General features: G+C 47.6%; 17 protein-coding genes and 5 pseudogenes. 10 read left to right on the top strand and 12 right to left on the bottom strand.

Annotation, left to right across the window (positions count from 1 at the left end):
* Positions 1 to 147 precede the first annotated feature (147 nt).
* The gene (locus JCM16161_RS04500; RefSeq protein ID WP_243669307.1) at positions 148 to 1,539 is read left to right on the top strand and encodes a 2-isopropylmalate synthase; all 1,392 of its coding nucleotides are present in this window, start codon (positions 148 to 150) and stop codon (positions 1,537 to 1,539) included.
* Here the strand turns inward: JCM16161_RS04500 and JCM16161_RS04505 are convergent.
* The 3 genes and pseudogenes from JCM16161_RS04505 to JCM16161_RS15305 form a co-directional block, all read right to left on the bottom strand.
* Positions 1,511 to 2,686, bottom strand: a pseudogene (locus JCM16161_RS04505) (aspartate aminotransferase family protein). The gene JCM16161_RS04500 and the pseudogene JCM16161_RS04505 sit on opposite strands and share 29 nt — an antisense overlap.
* 7 nt (positions 2,687 to 2,693) lie before the next feature.
* Positions 2,694 to 3,098, bottom strand: coding sequence for an ATP-grasp domain-containing protein (locus tag JCM16161_RS15300; protein WP_243669309.1), 405 nt, complete (start codon positions 3,096 to 3,098; stop codon positions 2,694 to 2,696).
* A 26-nt stretch (positions 3,099 to 3,124) separates the two neighbouring features.
* Positions 3,125 to 3,511: a hypothetical protein gene (locus tag JCM16161_RS15305; protein WP_243669311.1), complete on the bottom strand. Its 387-nt coding sequence runs from the start codon at positions 3,509 to 3,511 to the stop codon at positions 3,125 to 3,127.
* Between the two features lie 184 nt (positions 3,512 to 3,695).
* Here JCM16161_RS15305 and JCM16161_RS15310 point away from each other — a divergent pair, with 184 nt between their 5' ends.
* The 7 genes and pseudogenes from JCM16161_RS15310 (at position 3,696) to JCM16161_RS04535 (ending at position 8,794) form a co-directional block, all read left to right on the top strand.
* Positions 3,696 to 4,001 carry a hypothetical protein gene (locus tag JCM16161_RS15310; protein ID WP_243669313.1) on the top strand — a complete coding sequence of 102 codons (306 nt, stop codon included), beginning with the start codon at positions 3,696 to 3,698 and terminating at the stop codon, positions 3,999 to 4,001.
* A 61-nt stretch (positions 4,002 to 4,062) separates the two neighbouring features.
* Positions 4,063 to 4,389, top strand: a complete 327-nt coding sequence (locus JCM16161_RS15315) for a hypothetical protein (protein WP_243669315.1) — start codon at positions 4,063 to 4,065, stop codon at positions 4,387 to 4,389.
* A pseudogene (gene argC / locus JCM16161_RS04520) lies at positions 4,376 to 5,450 on the top strand (N-acetyl-gamma-glutamyl-phosphate reductase). The gene JCM16161_RS15315 and the pseudogene argC overlap by 14 nt, the downstream one beginning before the upstream one ends.
* Positions 5,451 to 5,539: 89 nt before the next feature.
* Positions 5,540 to 6,024, top strand: a pseudogene (locus JCM16161_RS04525) (PaREP1 family protein).
* A 105-nt stretch (positions 6,025 to 6,129) separates the two neighbouring features.
* Positions 6,130 to 7,284, top strand: a complete 1,155-nt coding sequence (locus tag JCM16161_RS04530) for an alanine--glyoxylate aminotransferase family protein (RefSeq protein ID WP_243669317.1) — start codon at positions 6,130 to 6,132, stop codon at positions 7,282 to 7,284.
* Positions 7,281 to 7,442: a hypothetical protein gene (locus JCM16161_RS15320; RefSeq protein WP_243669319.1), complete on the top strand. Its 162-nt coding sequence runs from the start codon at positions 7,281 to 7,283 to the stop codon at positions 7,440 to 7,442. The genes JCM16161_RS04530 and JCM16161_RS15320 overlap by 4 nt, the downstream gene beginning before the upstream one ends.
* Before the next feature lie 14 nt (positions 7,443 to 7,456).
* Positions 7,457 to 8,794: an APC family permease gene (locus tag JCM16161_RS04535; RefSeq protein ID WP_054855121.1), complete on the top strand. Its 1,338-nt coding sequence runs from the start codon at positions 7,457 to 7,459 to the stop codon at positions 8,792 to 8,794.
* Between the two features lie 56 nt (positions 8,795 to 8,850).
* Here the strand turns inward: JCM16161_RS04535 and JCM16161_RS15325 are convergent, their stop codons facing one another.
* The 3 genes from JCM16161_RS15325 to JCM16161_RS04545 form a co-directional block, all read right to left on the bottom strand.
* Positions 8,851 to 9,117, bottom strand: a complete 267-nt coding sequence (locus JCM16161_RS15325) for a hypothetical protein (protein WP_243669321.1) — start codon at positions 9,115 to 9,117, stop codon at positions 8,851 to 8,853.
* Between the two features lie 47 nt (positions 9,118 to 9,164).
* Positions 9,165 to 9,551 (bottom strand): class I SAM-dependent methyltransferase, encoded by a 387-nt coding sequence (locus tag JCM16161_RS15330; RefSeq protein WP_243669583.1) that lies wholly within the window; start codon positions 9,549 to 9,551, stop codon positions 9,165 to 9,167.
* Between the two features lie 82 nt (positions 9,552 to 9,633).
* Positions 9,634 to 10,188 carry a phosphoribosyltransferase gene (locus JCM16161_RS04545; RefSeq protein ID WP_243669585.1) on the bottom strand — a complete coding sequence of 185 codons (555 nt, stop codon included), beginning with the start codon at positions 10,186 to 10,188 and terminating at the stop codon, positions 9,634 to 9,636.
* Positions 10,189 to 10,435: 247 nt separating this feature from the next.
* Here JCM16161_RS04545 and JCM16161_RS04550 point away from each other — a divergent pair.
* Together JCM16161_RS04550 and JCM16161_RS04555 are read left to right on the top strand one after the other, a co-directional pair.
* Positions 10,436 to 11,490 (top strand): annotated as a pseudogene (locus JCM16161_RS04550) (formate--phosphoribosylaminoimidazolecarboxamide ligase family protein).
* Between the two features lie 17 nt (positions 11,491 to 11,507).
* Positions 11,508 to 12,510, top strand: a pseudogene (locus tag JCM16161_RS04555) (formate--phosphoribosylaminoimidazolecarboxamide ligase).
* A 116-nt stretch (positions 12,511 to 12,626) separates the two neighbouring features.
* Here JCM16161_RS04555 and JCM16161_RS04560 read toward each other — a convergent pair.
* The 6 genes from JCM16161_RS04560 to JCM16161_RS04580 form a co-directional block, all read right to left on the bottom strand.
* Positions 12,627 to 13,301 carry a hypothetical protein gene (locus JCM16161_RS04560; protein ID WP_054855123.1) on the bottom strand — a complete coding sequence of 225 codons (675 nt, stop codon included), beginning with the start codon at positions 13,299 to 13,301 and terminating at the stop codon, positions 12,627 to 12,629.
* A 162-nt stretch (positions 13,302 to 13,463) separates the two neighbouring features.
* The gene (locus JCM16161_RS15335; RefSeq protein WP_243669323.1) at positions 13,464 to 13,772 is read right to left on the bottom strand and encodes a hypothetical protein; all 309 of its coding nucleotides are present in this window, start codon (positions 13,770 to 13,772) and stop codon (positions 13,464 to 13,466) included.
* Positions 13,773 to 13,896: 124 nt separating this feature from the next.
* Positions 13,897 to 15,063, bottom strand: coding sequence for an ATP-binding protein (locus JCM16161_RS15340; protein ID WP_243669325.1), 1,167 nt, complete (start codon positions 15,061 to 15,063; stop codon positions 13,897 to 13,899).
* A gap of 35 nt (positions 15,064 to 15,098) precedes the next feature.
* Positions 15,099 to 15,518 (bottom strand): hypothetical protein, encoded by a 420-nt coding sequence (locus tag JCM16161_RS15345; protein WP_243669327.1) that lies wholly within the window; start codon positions 15,516 to 15,518, stop codon positions 15,099 to 15,101.
* Positions 15,515 to 16,531: a cobaltochelatase subunit CobN gene (locus JCM16161_RS04575; protein ID WP_243669329.1), complete on the bottom strand. Its 1,017-nt coding sequence runs from the start codon at positions 16,529 to 16,531 to the stop codon at positions 15,515 to 15,517. Before JCM16161_RS04575 ends, JCM16161_RS15345 begins: the two co-directional genes overlap by 4 nt.
* Positions 16,532 to 16,553: 22 nt before the next feature.
* The gene (locus JCM16161_RS04580; protein WP_243669332.1) at positions 16,554 to 17,414 is read right to left on the bottom strand and encodes a cobaltochelatase subunit CobN; all 861 of its coding nucleotides are present in this window, start codon (positions 17,412 to 17,414) and stop codon (positions 16,554 to 16,556) included.
* Positions 17,415 to 17,417: the final 3 nt, after the last annotated feature.

Below are 17,417 nucleotides of genomic sequence, written 5' to 3' on the forward strand. Positions count from 1 at the left end.
GCTTGAGGAGTACATACTTATTGATGATTATCTCAGGGCCATAGATATATATAAGCAGGCGGTGATTGAATTTATGAATATTTATAAATAGATAATAGTTAGATAATTATTTATTATTAAGGGTAAAATTTATAAATTATTTATTTCATGAAGAGTTGGGTGGTTCCCATTGAAGTGCCTGCCTATCAAAACCCTCCATCCCAGGGTAGGGATGAGCTACTAATGCGTTTATTGAGGCGTGAAGGCATCGATTATGAGGAGTTAGAGGATTCCATCCTAAGGCAATGGCCTTTACCGCCAAGGTTAATAACTGACGGTATTAATATCGACCCAGAGCCCCCTAGCCAATTATTCATAACGGATACCACCTTTAGGGATGGACAACAAGCCTTCTATATTTATTACTCAGTAAACGATGCCATTAGACTATTCAAGTTATTAGCCGACCTTGATAATGGGAGTGGTAGGATAACCAGGAGCGAGTTCTTCCTATATACAGGTAGAGATAGGGGACTCGTTAAGGCCGTTAAGGACTTGGGCCTTGAGTGGCCTAAGGTGATTGGTTGGGGTAGGGCCAGGATTGATGACGTGAGACTCGTTAAGGAGGCTGGCCTTGATGAAATGGTAATGCTAATGTCGATATCGGACATTCACATTAGGTATAAGTTCAATTCCACGAGGGATAGAGTCGTAGCTAAGTACCTAGAGGCTGCGGAGTATGCGTTGAGGGAGGGTATTAGGCTTAGGTGTTCCCTTGAGGATGTGACAAGGTCTGACGTGGTCGGTTTCGTAATACCCTTCGTAGAGAAACTACTTAGGCTTGGGGAAAGGTATGGCGTTGAGATCACAATAAAGCTACCGGACACGACAGGCATCGGCGTACCCTACCCATTCGCGCCACTTCCCTATAGCATACCGAAGCTCGTGTGGGTCCTTAGGAAGGCATTGAAAATACCAAGTGAGTTGCTAGAGTTTCATGGGCATGGAGATTACTACATGGCTGTTTCCAACGCAGTCTCTGCCTGGCTCTATGGGGCGTCCATAAACAACGGGACGTTATTAGGGATTGGGGAGAGGGCTGGTAATGTACCCATAGAGGCCCTGGTGATTTGGTACGCCAGGATCAAGGGCTCCTTTGATGGTATGAATCCCAGGGTAATCAGTAAAATAACTGAGGAGTTTAGGAACCTCAATTACCAAGTGCCCAGGTACCAACCACTTGTTGGTGAGAATGCCTTTACGACATCGGCTGGTATACACATTGATGCGCAGTTGAGGAATCCAATGACTTACCTATCGATGGATCCATCCATAATTGGTCGTGAGGCTAGGATACTTATTGGGCCATACTCAGGTAGGTCGTCAATAGCTTACTGGCTGAGGAGACGTGGTGTGGATCCCACGCCCGAGCTTATTAACGCTGTTTATGAGAGGGTTATGCGAATCTACGATGATGGTTTGAGGAGGGAGCCGTTGAATGATGAGGAATTGAATAAAATACTTAACGACATTATAACGAGTCGGACAATGCATTCTTAAGCGCCCTAATAGCCATTTCCAGGTCTTCATCGGTTATGCAGTATGGCGGTAATAACCTCACGGTGGTCCCACCGGCAACGCTGGTTAGTAACCCCATGCCTATTAACTTATCAACGTATGGATCAGCCTCTTCCTAAGTTCAACACCAAGCATTAACCCCATACCCTTAACCCTCAAGACCGTCTTTAAACCACTGAGTTCATCCTCAAGTATCCTCATGAACCTATCACCCATGGTCCTCGCCCTCTCGGGCACATTATCACTAATTAAAACCTCAACACCCGCCTTGGCCGCGGCCATGACGAGTGGATTACCCGCAAAGGTGCTGCCGTGCTCCCCAGGTTCGAAGACGTCGCCAAACTCCCTCCTGACAACCGCCACCCCAATTGGTAACCCACCAGCTATTGATTTGCCCGCCGTGAATATGTCGGGCTCCACACCGTAATTCTCAAAGGCCCAAACACGCCCAGTCCTGCCAAACCCTGTCTGGACCTCATCGAGTATAAGCAATACATTCCTCTCCCTAGTCACCTGCCTAAGGCCCTTAGGAACTCAGGCTTTGCTGGGTTAACACCGCCCTCACCCTGTATTGGCTCAACAATCACCGCCGCTAAATCCTCAGTCACTAACTTATCCACCTGGTCAACTGCGTTAAATGGCGCGAACCTGACCCTATACGGCATTGGTTCGAAGGCCTTCCTATACTTCTCATTACCAGTTACTGAGAGTGAGCCCATTGTCCTACCGTGGAATGAGTTGAGGAATGCCAGGAACTCCGCCTTTTTACTAATTTTCCTCGCTATCTTGAGGGCGACTTCCACGGCCTCAGTACCGCTATTCTGTAGGAATACCTTGCCGAAGCTGCTCGGTACGACCTTCATGAACTCTCTAATGAACTCAGCCCTCACCTCGTTATAGAAGGTTAGCGGTACAGTGATTATTTTATCAAGCTGTTCCTTAATGGCGTCTATGACCCTCGGGTTCCTATGGCCGAGGAATGCGACGCCGAAGCCCGTGTGCATGTCCAGGTACTTGTTATTACTTGAGTCCCAAACGTACTGCATGTAACCCTAACTATGTTTACGGGCTTTTTACTATAGTACCTAGCCAGGTACTCATCCTCGAACTTAAGTAGGTCATTACTCATTGGGTAATCACCTCCTGACAGTATTTATCACATACTCAGCTATTTTACGCGCAATATTAACGCCCGAGACGCTCATTAGGCCCTTAAACTCGGGTATCGCGTTGACCTCATTAACCACGTAATCACCATCATCGCTGTACAGAAGGTCAACACCCGCGTAATCAAGGTCGAGGGCCTTAACGGCTTTAATAGCAGTCTCATGGGCATCGGCGTTAAGCTTAACCGCATGCGCAATACCACCCCTGGCCACGTTACTTCTCCAATCATCGGAACTAGGCTTCCTAACCATTGAAGCAACCACCTCATCACCTACGACGAAAACCCTGTAATCCGTTCCATCACCAATGAACGGTTGGACAATGGCAATCCTCGAGTACGGATCGCCCATAGACTTATGCCTTAGTAGCAGCATTAATTCGTCAGTATTGTTAACTAGGCTTACGAGCTACCCCAGGAACCGTGGATAGGCTTCACAATTGCTGGGTAATTAATGCCGTCACCTTGGACATTGATTGAGAGCAGGAGCTTTGTGGGTACCGTGGGTACGCCCGCCCTAGCCAGTATTGATATTGCAATGGCCTTATTCCACGAATTCTCTATGGCGAGCCCCTTATTTATAGTCCTCACACCATGTATATTCAAGATACGGGCTACCAAACCAGCCTTTGAATGGCTCATGGGCCTAACGAGGACCACGCCAAAGTCACTACCATTATTAAGGCTCAGGGAGACATTATCAATGTTTATTAAAGTAACATTGGCGCCGAGATCTCTAAGCTCCTTCAGTATTAACTTCTCCTCAATCCTCATTGTGTCATATAGCATGGAAACCGTTCCATACTACCAAGTCACAACCCTAAATACACTATATAAACATTTCCCTAATTAACAATAACATGCTTATAACTCCCGAGATAATAAAGAAAATATTTAAAAGCCTCGTAATAACGATAAGCACCGGTGAGTCGTCATTGAAGCGGGGACCACGGCTAATCAAGAACTCACGCTTGTGCTCAGTAAATACGGGCCGGTGGAGCAGAGGATACATAATGAATTAGTTAGTAAAGGGTTTAAGGTAGCCATAGTGAATACCAGGGATTATGAGGTAAGGCGTGGAGGTGGTAAGGCCGTCCTCCTCCTTGACGATGTCTTTGAGGCCTTCACAATCTCCGGACTGTTCAGCGATACATTGAATCCGCGTGACACCTACGTATTGGCCATCAACAGGGTCCTCCTATTCAGGGAAATCTCAAGGTTGGGCTACCCAACCCCAGATTTTGTTGTTGCGTTGAACCTAACGTGGTTGGTAAGGTAATTAAGGCTTTGGCAGGGCATACCTAGCGACGCCATCACCATCGCTCGGCCTTGATGGCCTAGTGACCACGTGGGAGGGCGGTAAGTCGGTGGCTGAGCATAGGATGTACATGGCAAACCCCCTGGCGAGGATTAACCTGATAATTAAGGCGCCGGATAAAGTCATTAACGCCCAGGTAATTGGCGATGAATGTATTAACTGCGGTGACCTAAGGCCCTGGCTCCTAAAGCTTTCAAGGGATATTAAGTGCCTAATGTGCACATACGTAATAGGCACTTATGGCGGTGAACATGTGGTGCTCGGTATTGAGCCTAGGGTTGAGTTAACAATGGACATGGTTAGTAACGTGGTGAGGACTATAGTGGGGTGGTACAATGGCGAGTGGTAGGTATAGGGCATGCGTCGTCGGAGCCAGTGGAATCACCGGTGGCGAGCTGCTTAGGCTTCTGCTTAACCACCCAGGCATTGAATTGGTATGCGCAACATCGAGGGAGTTTAAGGGGGAGTACGTATTTAGGGTTCACCCAAACCTTAGGGGCAGGACTAACCTAACCTTCATTGACTCAACAATTGATAATGTGCTTAAGAAGGACGTTGATGTCGTATTCCTAGCGCTACCCCATGGACAGAGCATTGAGTGGGTACCCAAGCTTTACGAGAATGGGTTAACAATCATTGATTTATCGGCCGACTTCAGGCTAAAGGACCCAAACGCCTACGTTGAGTGGTATGGTTGGGAGAAGCCGCACCCATACCCAGACCTGCTCGGTAAGGCCGTTTACGGCATGCCGGAGCTCCACAGGGAGGAATTGAAGGGCGCCAAGTTGATAGCCGTACCGGGATGTATGGCTACCGCGGCCATAATATCCCTGGCCCCCGTGGTTAAGGCGGGCCTTGTGGATACTGACAAAATAGTTGTTGACGCCAAGATCTCAAGCTCAGGCGCTGGAGCCCATGCACCAAGCTCGATCTGCACCCATTTAGGACATACGTGATTAGGCCTTACGAGGTTGTTCACCATAGGCATACCGCCGAGATAGAGCAGGAACTAAGCCTATTGATTAATAGGCAGGTACGTGTAGCCTTCACGCCACATGCCGTAGACCTGGTTAGGGGTATACTAACAACGTCACATGCATGGCTAACAAAGCCAATACAGGAGCCGGAGGTTTGGAGGGCGTACAGGACGATGTACGGCAATGAGCCTTCATCAGGCTTGTTAAGGACAGAGCCGGCTTCCAAAGGTACCCGGACGTCAAGTACGTAATAGGGTCAAACCTCGTCGACATAGGCTTCGAAATAGATAGTAGGTTAAACAGGCTTGTTGTGCTCGCCGCAATAGACAATTTAATGAAAGGGGCGTCAGGGCAGGCGATACAGGCAATGAATGTTGCCCTGGGATTTCCAGAAACAACAGCGTTGGACCAAGTCCCGCTATACCCAGTATAGCATGCCTATACTGAGATTATTTAAAGCACTACGACTTAATTTCAAATACGTACGAGAAGCTTTATAGCTAAGGGAAATAAGTAATCCACGTGGCAATACCTGAGAGCCTAATTAACGAGGCCATGAAAAGGGGCATTGACATAATTGACTTAATATCAAAGGCTTTAAACCTCGACCCAAGTGAGCGGTCTAGGGCGCATCTTGAGCTTGCCGAGAAGTTCCTTAACGAGGGTGAGGCATTGATTGATAGGGACCCCGTGCAGGCCAGCGAGAAACTCTACAAGGCCGCTGAGGAGCAATCAAAGCAATGGCGGTTGCTCTGGGCTTAGATGAGGCAAAGACTGCCGAGCTTCAGGGTAGGTGGACGGCAACGTTATTGTTTGATGCCGTTGATTCAATAAGCGAGAAACTTAACAACAGAGAGGTTAGGCTTTGGTGGAGGGCCGCGTGGTTCCTACACGTGGAGGGATTCCACGAGGCGAGATTAAAGTCGAGGCAGGTTAGGGAGGATGTGGAGTATATCGAGGATATTGTAAGGTTAGCCAGTGGTGTCGTAAAAGGGTTCAGTCATTAAGGTAGTCGTTCGTTATGACCACCACGTAAAATTCAAGGTGCGGGTCTCACTAATTATTAAACGTTTAATAAAATATAATAGTCAGTCCCCCGATAATGCGGTTTAATGTTTGTGACCGATACGTTAATAACGACCCCAGGGCCCACGGAGATACCCCACAGAATATTGCTTGCAATGGCAAGGAGGACAACAAATCCAGACTTAGATCCGGAATTCTTTAGGCGTTATGATGAAGCCAGGTCGATGTTGGCAAGCATGGTTGGTGCTAAGAGGGATAACGTGATTATATGGGTTGGTGAGGCCATGAGCGGTCTCGAGGCGGCCGTCGCAAATCTCGTGAGGAGTGGTGATAAGGTAGCCGTACTTAGTAATGGCGTCTTTGGGGATGCTTTTGCGGACCTGGTATCGGCTTATGGTGGGATACCTATACTGTATAGGGTTAATTACTCAACAGTACTTAACCCAGACAAAGTAATTTCATTCTTGAGAAATGAGGCTAGAGATGCCAGGGTTGTCACGATGGTACACTGCGAAACTCCAAGCGGTACATTGAATAATTTAAGGGAGTTGGCGAGCGCCGTCAAGTCTGAGGGTAAATTGCTCGTGGTAGATGCTGTGTCCTCAATAGGAGGCGTAGAAATCGACGTTAATTGGGGCGTGGACATCCTCATTGGCGGTAGTCAGAAGGTGCTTAATCTACCCGCCGGCCTAACAATACTCGCCGTTAGTGACGAGTCTTGGGACGTAATGGATAAGGTTAACTACAGGGGCTTTTACCTAAACATTAGGCTTTGGAGGGGCGCAGTTGAGAAGATGGAGTTCCCATACACCCACAGTGAGCCCCTGATTAATGGTTTGCTGGAGTCACTAAGGATGATCTACGAGGAGGGCTTAACGAATGTCTATAGGAGACACAGGGCTATAGCGCGTGGTGTTGTTAGGGCCATCGAGGCCATGGGTCTCGGGTTAGTCCCAGAATCGGAGGATTATTCAAGCCCAACGGTCACGGCCTTCTATGTACCCAACGGTTTAAACGACACGAAGATCATAGAGGCCGTGAGGAGATATGGAGTCTTTATAGCCGGTTCATGGGGGTCGCTTAAGGGTAAGGTGCTTAGGATCGGGCACATGGGATATACGGCTTCTATAAATGCCATGACAAACGCTATAATGGCCCTTGCAAAGGCCCTAAATGACTTGGGTTACCACGTTAAGGTTGGTGACGCCATAGAGGCGTTTCTAGGCGGTGTCGGAGCATGAGCATCTTCGTTAGAGAGAGTACGGGCCTTGTTAGGGAGGTTGGCCCTTATAAGCTGTTGTTAATGAGTATGGGCTATAATGGCTTCCTCACAATACCATTTGTTTATTTAGCGGGGCTCTACATATATGGTGCGGGCTCTATAGCCTACTTAGCCTAGTAATCTCATGGATAATGTTCATACCTGGGGCGCTGCTGTGGTACTTCATAACTAGGCAGTACCCAAGGACTGCCGGTGATTACGTTTATTTCTCCAGGTTAAACCCACCGATAGGCTTTGCGGCGTGGTTCAACTTCACAGTAGGTGAGATGCTATATGACGCGGTCCTCGTATACTTCGCAGCGGCCCAGTTGGGTATGGTAATGCAGGCGCTTAATAATCCATTGGCAAATGCTGTGCTTAATCCCAGGAATGAATTCATAATTGCGGTTATGCTAATCACGATTTTAATAATGGTTAACATAGTCTCAGCTAGGGCAGGCCTAATGATGTTTACTATCATATCCCTAACAGCTCTGGCAACGTTCATGGCATCCGCAATCTACGTATTATCATTACCGAGAAAATTCATTGAGGGAATGCTTGGATCAGCATTTATTGAGGCCGTAAGTGAAGCTAGTAAGGCGTCAGTGACCGGTGGGCTGTATGGATTATTCGGTATGGCTGCCTTCACAACGGCTGTTTGGGCATACGTGAATTACCCAGTAACCATTGGCGGTGAGATTAGGAGGGATAGGTTAACGGCATTGCTTGGGGTCATCGGCATGTTCATACTAGGTGGGTTATTCTTCACGTTATTTGTTGCGGCATTCCTGAAGGGCTTTGGCCTAAACTTCTACGTGGGCGCGGGCTACATGAATTCCAACGATATTGACAACGGCTTCCTCTTAATTAATCCAGCCGTGGACCTGGCACTATTACGTACGCCTCTATCCATCGCGTTGGCCTACTCCTCGGTGCTTTGGTACATAGCCCCAGTAACTGGCGTGATAATCCAGGTATCTAGGTACCTACTGGCGTTCTCGATGGACAGGGTCTTACCCCGTGCACTTTCATACGTGAGTCTAAAGACGCACTCGCCCATCGTGGCCCACTTAGTTGACTTGGTGATCACCGTGGCTTTAATGTATATACTGATCCTAACTCCCTTCAGCTCAGCCTTGCTTTATGCCATAGACTTAGATGCATTAATATTATTAATCTTCACCTTCATTGCATCAATACTACTGGCATTAGTAATGCATATGAAGGGTACCACAAAGTTAGGCGTGGATAGGAGAGCCCTGATCGCCTTAGACGTTACATACCTAGCCGTTCTATCGATATTCGCCTATTACTGGCTAACCCAGCCGCAGTATTACCTATTCATCACCGGAAACCCACTTCAATTACTCGCCGAGTCGTCGATAATATTCGTAATTGGCCTAGTAATATTCATTGTGACTGACTACGTTAGAAGTAGGCAGGGTATACCACTAAGGTTGGTGTACATGGAAATTCCACCTGAATAATCAGGTTTAGTCATTATAAACATAAAACCTTTTTATAACCACATTCGCCATACGTTTTAATAGGGCTTCCATCCTTTGAACGCTACGTAATCACCCCTGTCATAACCATCTATTGGATATTCAATCGCCTCGTTTGAGTACTTGGGATGTCTTGTTAATGTTTGGGCCACCTTAACAATCACGAACCCCGCATTCCTTAGTAAATTCATTATTTCCTCAACGGTATGCCACCTGGCCTGCCTTACATATTCAATGGGGTATGGGTTGGGAGGCTTAACCCTGGCAATGTATGTATTGTCCCAACCACCCAATGACTCGGCCAACTTATAAAGTAACCCATACGAACCCTCGGCAATTACGTCAGCAACGACTATATGGCCGCCAGGCTTAAGAACCTGTAAGCCTCCTTAACGGCTTTAACATCATCGGTGACGTAATCAAGGACGCCATTTAAAAGCACCGTATCAAATTCACCATCAGGGAAAGGTAGGTTTTCAGCAACACCGATCTTAACCCTTAGACCTCTTGTCTCGGCAACCCTGGCCATGTCGGGACTAGGTTCAACGCAATCCTCAATCCTAATGCCATACCTAGTCCTCAGGATGAATTCGAAGAGCCCCGAACCACAGCCCACACTCAATACCCTACCGGGGTTGGGCTCGAGCATGTACTTAATCAGCAATACCTCTGATTCAAGGACATACTGATTACTGAGGAACCATGAGTCGTACTTGCTGGCCTCAAACAATATTATCACCAAGTTATTAATAAATAATAACCTATTTATTAGCGTTACCGTCCGAGGTAACGATCGAATATTACCATGTTTCTATACTTCATCACTCAACAAATATTGGCAGTTCACCTATATACTGAAACTCGCGTTCGTTAACCCACGGACCCTCGATCCATACAGCCGCCCTACACACTACATTGGCGCCAATAATATTCATGAGCCTCTCCAGGGCTCTCATGGTGCTTCCCGTCGAAATAACATCGTCAAGGAGACAAACACTACGGCCCCTCAGACGAGTGGCTGATGTGGAGTCAAGGACTAACCGTTGAGGCCTTTTCGTCGTTATTGAACTTACATCAACGCTTATGTAGTCATTACCCATGTAGGCCTTAATATCCTTACGCACAACCACGAAGTGGTTGATCCCCAGTCTCTTCGAGACCTCATAGGTCAGGGCTACGGACTTAGCCTCAGGCGCGACGATGATCTCCGGACTGAATCGCCTTATTAATCTCGCCAATTCCTCCGCAGCAGCGCCTATAAACTCGACATCACCAAGCACTAAATCAGCGTCTGAGGCTATGTACGCTTTAAACCTCTCATTACCAATAGTGATATGCCCAATATAGATCACGGGTAACTCCCTCCTGAGACCCATCACCTCTATGAAATGGGTTCTCCTACCGTCATATTTAACGATTCGTTTATGCGCCGTCATTATTGAATTCCTTTATTTAAAAATTTATTTAAAAGTAACTCCTCCTAATCCTCGGGTATTTAATATCGTTATTGTTTAATTATTTCATTGAAAGCATTGTTTAATTATTTATTTAAATAAATAACGATATTACCCCATGGGCATTAACGGATAACATTTATAAGGATTTTTATAATAATAAATTGTGATGCAGAACTACTCCATAGCCGTATTGGCCAGCCACTCAGCCCTTGACGTGCTTGATGGTGCTAAAGATGAGGGATTTAAGACAATAGCCATAGCCAAGAGAGGTAGGGAGTTGCCTTATCGTGAATTTCCCATTGTTGATAGGCTAATTATCCTTAATGACTTTGTGGAGATTATAAGTAATGATGTCATTGCCTTACTTAGGCAGGAGAATGCGATCTTCGTGCCCAATAGGTCATTCGCAGTCTACGTGGGTTATGACAATATTGAGGGTAAGTTCCCAATACCAATATTTGGCAATAGGTACTTACTGCGTTGGGAGGAGAGGGTTGGTCCCCATAATTACTACAAGTTACTGGATGAAGCTGGTATTAGGAGGCCGAGGACGTTTAATAGCGTTGATGATGTGGATAGGCCCGTAATGGTTAAGCTCCCTGAGTCTGTTAGGAGGGTTGAGAGGGGCTTCTTCATTGCCAGGGATAGGGATGATTTGCTAAGGAAGGCTAAGCGATTGGCGGAGAAGGGTTTAATCAGACTTGAGGACCTTAACAACGCTCCATAGAGGAGTTTGTGCTTGGCGCCCACTTTAACGCCAATTACTTCTACTCAAGGGTTAGGGGTAGGCTTGAGTTGCATGGCTTTGACAGGAGGATACAGAGCAACCTCGATGGTGTCTATAGAGTGCCTGCCAGGGATCAGCTGGATCTCGACGTTGATGTTAGGTATATCGAGGTTGGTCATGAACCAGCAACCATTAGGGAAAGTCTCCTGGAGAAGGTGTTCGAGATCGGGCATAGGTTCGTTGAGGCCAGTAATAAATTAGTCCCACCTGGCGTCATAGGACCCTTCACGCTCCAGTTCATAGTCACTCCAGAGCTCGAATTAGTTGTTTATGATGTGGCCCCTAGGATTGGTGGTGGGACGAATATCTACATGGGCGTTGGTAGTCAATACAGCAAGCTATACTTTGGTAAACCAATATCGATGGGTAGGAGGATCGCCATTGAGATTAGGGAGGCAATCGAGCAGGGTAGGCTTGAGGAGGTGGTTACGTAATGAGGGAGATAATTGATGTGGAAAGACTACTGAGGAATTACGACTTAGATAGAATAAGCATAGCAACAATAGCCAGTCACTCAGCGCTGCAGATACTAAGGGGCGCCCATGAGTATGGATTTAGGACCATAGGAATAGCGAGACCAGGGCATGGCTGGTTTTATAGGCAGTTTAGGTTCATAGACGAGGTTTGGGAGGCGGACTTCGCGAACTTCGAGTCCATCGTACCCAAGCTACTTGAGAGGAACGCCATATTAATACCGCATGGTAGTTACGTTGAGTATGTTGGTTGGAGAAGGGCCATTAAGATGGAAATCCCGACCTTCGGGAATAGGTACCTGCTCGAGTGGGAGCTGATCAGAGGTTGAAGATGAAGCTTCTTGAGTACGCAGGCATACCAACGCCTAAAGTATTTAATGACACTAATTACGCCAAGTACCCTGTAATCGTTAAGCTCTACGGCGCCAAAGGCGGTAGGGGCTACTTCATAGCGAAGGATAGGGAGGAGTTAACGAGGAGACTTAATGATTTAAAGGACGACTACATAATTCAGGAGTACGTAATCGGCGTACCAGCTACTACCACTACTTCAATTCCTACGTCTATAACAGGCTCGAGGTGTTTGGCATGGACATTAGGTATGAGAGCAACGTGGACACAAGGATCCCAGGCCTTGCGGAGCCTACGTTCACGGTGGTCGGCAATATACCCATGGTGCTCAGGGAGTCCCTATTACCTACCGTACAGAAGTACGGAGAGCAATTTGTAAAGGCAGTCAGTGAATTAGTGCCTCCCGGCATCGCCGGCCCCTTCAGCCTCGAGTCAATAATAACCGATGACATGAGGATAGTGGTCTTCGAATTTTCCGGAAGGATTGTGGCGGGTACTAACGTGTACATGGGCGTCGGTAGCCAATACTCCGTGCTCTACTTCGATAGGCCAATGGACATGGGCGAGAGGATAGCCCATGAAATTAGGGAAGGCATTAAGAGTGGGAAGTTAACGAAGCTCCTTACGTAATTATTATAATAATTGTTATTAACATTATGGAAACAGCATCCGCAATTGCTTGAATTAGCGCTATCCTTACGGCGAGCCTTGGTGGATATATCGATAAGTAAAAGGGTAATGAGTGCCTAGTTAAGCCTATAGTCAAGCCGCCCACCATGCTTCCCAAAAGTAGCGAGATTAGTAGAATCTTCGTGCTTAATAAGCCCTTTGACAATAATGATGAGCCACGAAGTATGCCGATGATGGGGAGCTATGGCCGTAACCAAGACCGTAATAGCCGCTGGACTTAATAGCGTCGATAATGGCCCGATTACCTCGACCATGTACCCCGTAAGCAATGTAAACGCTTTAACTAACTCTAGAGTTAGCACTATCGCTATGATTACCATAAACCTAGGCAGCACGCGCAGGGTGACCTTAACGCTTCGTATGAGGCATATGTGTGATAAGTGCGTGATACGGCCACTATTCATGGACCCTGTATACCCACGCGCTTCAATGCTAATACGTTTAATCCTACCGTAGATTAGGCCCATTATGGAGAAAAGCACATACCTAATATAAAGCAGCGCCAGGTACTCAGCACCGAGCATAGGCCCCAGCGCAACCAATACTATGGGGCCAACATGAAGTAATGCGCCGAACCCCCTTAAGTAGCCTGAGACTAGCACGTAAAGTATAATCCCATCATCACTTAAGTAACCCTTAGTGTAGTAGTCATATATTATCATGTGCTCCGCCCTGTATGCGTTGACCATGGCTGAGATGACCGCTGGCGCCAGGAATGTTGGTAAACCCACGGGCTTAAATAACGCTTGATCACACCATCAATACGCCTCATAAACCCACCCTCATTTAATAGGCAGGCAATGAATAGGCCTACGATCGACGCTATTAGGAATAAGGAGGTGTACTTCATTAATTCCTCAATAATCTCTGCCAGGGACCCCAAGGCGAACACCCTACGGGTTACCCAATTCGTAACTCTTAACCTCTGCGCCGCACCAATTAATTAAGTGGCCTATGTATGTAGGTGCTGGGTCGAATGCATTAACCTCGGTCGGGTACACCACCACCCTAATCCCAGCCCTCTTAATGGCAGTGCATAATTCATGTAAATCCTCAATCACACTCCTCCGTATAGGTACGTTGGCCTTGCCGTCAGTCACCAGCACGGCGGTTACGGAGACACGCCCGCTCTTGATTTTAAGATCCTTTGCAATGTCGAGCAGTTTAGCGAGGGCCGCAGGTAATGGCGTTGTCCCACCCACGCTCAATTCATTAATCATTTTATAGGCGGTCTCATAGGCCTGGTGGGCCTTAGGAGTATCTCGGCATTAACGCCCTTAAACGTAATCACTGATAGAAGGCTCCTCCTAACGTAGGAGCCCTCAATTATCCTCCTAACAATACCCTTAGCGATGCTATCCTCCTCATAGCCGCCATGCTGCCACTAAGGTCCAGCAGTATTATGATTAACGAGGGCGAGTCCGCAACCCTAAGTCTAATTCTATAATCCTCAGGCTCTATATTAAGGGGTAAGTACGGTCTCCTAAGCACCGCCGTGTTTATCGTTGCGAAGATATCTATGTCCTGAACATCATCAGGGCCGCGGGGCAGCACATAGCCTATGGGTACGCCTCTATGACCAATTACATAACGCCTAACACCCCTCGAGCCCCTACCCATGATATCCTTAATTATGTCTCTAATGAGTACGTTGCGGTAATCACCCTGAATCCTCACCTCATCAATACTATACCTATGACTAGGACTACGTAATGAGTTTAACCCTAAACTGCCATGGCTAGTCCCATCCATGGCATTATTAATGTTGTTATATGACGAGCCACCAAATGGCTGGGGTCGTGAGGCATCCGATCCATTGCTGGTTGAGTCGCTGGGTCTTTTGCCCTCTAGTAAGTTATGTAGGGCATTCCTGAAACTGTCGTAATTAGATGATTCATTAAATGGTCTTGCCCTTACCCTATGCGGTAGGGCTAACTCCATGGCCTTCTTAACATCCTCAAGCTCAACCCTCCTCCTACCGTTAAATGCCGCCAACGCCTTAGCAGCCCTAACAACCACTATTTCGGCCCTGTGAGTTTTAATCCCCATTTCCGTAATGGTCTTTGCGATAAGACGTAGTAGATCATCGTCAATCTCGACATCCCTAAGTAGAGCCCTTGCACCCTCAACCCTCCTCCTCAATTCCTCCTCTAATGGCTCGAATTTCCTATAGAACGATATTGGGTCACGGCGGAACTCCTCAACCCTCCTAACAATCTCGACCCTCTCCTCAGGATCCCTACTCGCCTCAACCCTAACGTAGAGACCGAACCTATCCAGTAACTGAGGCCTTAATTCACCCTCTTCCGGATTCATACTGCCGACCAGTACGAACTTGGCCGGGTGCTTGAACGATAATCCCTCCCTCTCTATTATATTCCAGCCTGAGGCGGCTACGTCCAGCAGCAGATTGGCTATGTAATCGTCGAGTAGGTTAACCTCATCTATGTATAAGATATTCCTATTGGCCTCAGCCAATAGGCCAGGTTGCAACGCCCTAATCCCCTCCTTCAACGCTCTCTTTATGTCTATGGTACCGACGAGCTATCCACGGTTATACTAAGTGGTAAGTTCACAACCCTCATCTTCCTCCTAACCACGGGTAACTGCTCACCCCTGACATAGCGTGAATAGCATATATCACACATGTGGGTTGGGTCGTTAGGGTCATCATTGAAGGGGCAGTCGGCGACGACCTCAATTTCAGGAAGCACTTGCGCCAGTGACCTAACCATTGTGGACTTACCCGTACCCTTATCACCAACGAGTAGTACGCCGCCTATGTCAGGGTCTATGGCGTTTAGTATCAAAGCCAACTTAGCATCCTCATTACCAACTATTGCCGTGAAGGGATAGTAAATCCTATACCTTTCCTCGGTATTATTGTTCATAAGCCCAGCCTCTATTTCCATCTCGACCTCTGAGGCAACGTCCTGTATTGCTTTCAACTCCTCCTCACTCGGCCTCCAATAACCGCGCTTGTAGCCTCGTAGAGCTTCTCAGCCATGTGCTTGAGCGCCCAGGGGTTGGCGCGCCTAATTCTATCCCTAATCTCCTTATCCATTAAGTACCTCCTCGTGAGTTCATGCCAGACCCACTCCTCAACGTCGCCCGTCGTTGCCTGAAGCCCTAGCGTGTGGTCAAACCTTTCAGCTATTTGTAGTGCCCCTGAGTAACCATGCCTCAGCATTTCGCTTATCCACTTTGGATTAAGGAGCCTCGTTATCATGCCCCTCCTAATCGCTAACTTATTATCAACCACCTCAATCACCTCCCTAGTGGTATCCGTCCAATAGGCCGCGGGCTTCCTACCACTCACGTGCCATACAGCCCTGATTAGTCCTCCGTAGAATTGGTAGTAATCGTCTATGTCCATAAGCTCGAACTGGTGGGTATCCCTTATTTTGGTTACCAGGTCTGTAATCCTTAAATGCTCCTTAAGCAGCTCTGCGGCCTCAACACCATGAATACCCTCACCATATGCGTAACCCATTCTGAATATATAGACCTCCGCCAAATCCTCCTCGCTCTTCCAGGCGCCGGTCTCTATGAGTGGTGCAATCTGCACTCCGTACTCCCCAGGTGGGGGTCCGAATACCGTGGGTGAGTCCTTTAGCGGTCCCTTCCTATGCTTCTTGACGTAGTTCCACTCCTCGGGTTCCTCTAATGATGCGATTAACTTCACGGCCCTGTCAATTAGATCTATTAGGTTTGGGAACATATCCCTAAACACGCCGCTTATTGTTACCAGGACATCGATGCGTGGTCTACCGAGCTCCTTAAGCGGCACTGGCTCGAGCTCCACTTCCCAAAGGCTCTTCCTCCTTAATCTAACGCCTAGTAAGTGAAGTACCTGGGCTATGGGCTCGCCCTTAGTCCTTATGGTCTCCGCCGCGAATACGTCAATGGCCACCTTCTCCGGGTACTTGCCGTACTCCCTAACGTATTTCTCAATCATCATCTTAACGGCATTCTCAGCCTCTTCATGGCGAACTCGCTCGGGAATGTCCTTGGGTCGAAGGCGTGGAGGTTCCTACCCGTGGGAAAGACGTCTGGGTTGAACACGGCTCATCGCTGGGGCCTATATCGGCATAGCCACCGTTCAACGCGTTCAGTAGGCCCCCAACCTCGTCGCTGCTCATTATCCTCTGAGCCACGGTCCTCGCATAATTAAGTGCCGCCGTTATGCCGCCCCTAACATTGTCTGGGTATTTCGTTAAATCCACGGAGCCCCGCTCCAGATACTCCTTGACTAAGCCCCTCACCTCCTCCTCGATCCTGTCCAGAAGCGCGCTCCCACTTCTTAGTAGGTCCTCGTAATTAAGGCCCCTCGCGGCTGCCAACAGCCTATGTAATGATGGAACTTCTCTATCGTACCTAAGCATGAACGTTAGGTAATCCACCACCTCATCGAATGACCACCTCCTACCAAATACATGAAGGCCTTTAGGTATCAACGTTCTCTTTAACTTCGTTAATTCCACGTGTATATCATTAACATCATCGCCCTCTATATGGAGTTCCCTGGCCTTGTTAAGTATTGATTTTTTTAAGTTCCTCAGCCCTTTCAATCTGCCAAAAATTCGGGCCTCCCCATACTCCTCAATCATCCTCTCTAGATCCACGTAACCCTCGTAGAGATCGGCAGTTGTGAATGGGGGAACCGCATGACTTATCAATACGGCATAACCCCTCCTCTTAGCTATCATCGCCTCCCCCGGGGTTGCCGATACGTTATATATGTAAATGTTTGGTAAATCACCAATGAGTATATCAGGGAAACATTCACTACTTAGCCCAACCTCCTTGCCTGGCGTGAACTCGAGAGTTCCGTGGGTGCCCACGTG

The organism is Vulcanisaeta sp. JCM 16161, from assembly GCF_001316285.1.

What these genes read in the sequence shown, in the direction of transcription:
- JCM16161_RS04500 (WP_243669307.1), top strand. Translation starts at nt 148, where the DNA reads ATGAAGAGTTGGGTGGTTCCCATTGAAGTGCCTGCCTATCAAAACCCT.
- JCM16161_RS15300 (WP_243669309.1), bottom strand. Translation starts at nt 3,098, where the DNA reads ATGCTGCTACTAAGGCATAAGTCTATGGGCGATCCGTACTCGAGGATT.
- JCM16161_RS15305 (WP_243669311.1), bottom strand. Translation starts at nt 3,511, where the DNA reads ATGCTATATGACACAATGAGGATTGAGGAGAAGTTAATACTGAAGGAG.
- JCM16161_RS04530 (WP_243669317.1), top strand. Translation starts at nt 6,130, where the DNA reads ATGTTTGTGACCGATACGTTAATAACGACCCCAGGGCCCACGGAGATA.
- JCM16161_RS15320 (WP_243669319.1), top strand. Translation starts at nt 7,281, where the DNA reads ATGAGCATCTTCGTTAGAGAGAGTACGGGCCTTGTTAGGGAGGTTGGC.
- JCM16161_RS04535 (WP_054855121.1), top strand. Translation starts at nt 7,457, where the DNA reads ATGTTCATACCTGGGGCGCTGCTGTGGTACTTCATAACTAGGCAGTAC.
- JCM16161_RS04545 (WP_243669585.1), bottom strand. Translation starts at nt 10,188, where the DNA reads ATGGGTCTCAGGAGGGAGTTACCCGTGATCTATATTGGGCATATCACT.
- JCM16161_RS04575 (WP_243669329.1), bottom strand. Translation starts at nt 16,531, where the DNA reads ATGATGATTGAGAAATACGTTAGGGAGTACGGCAAGTACCCGGAGAAG.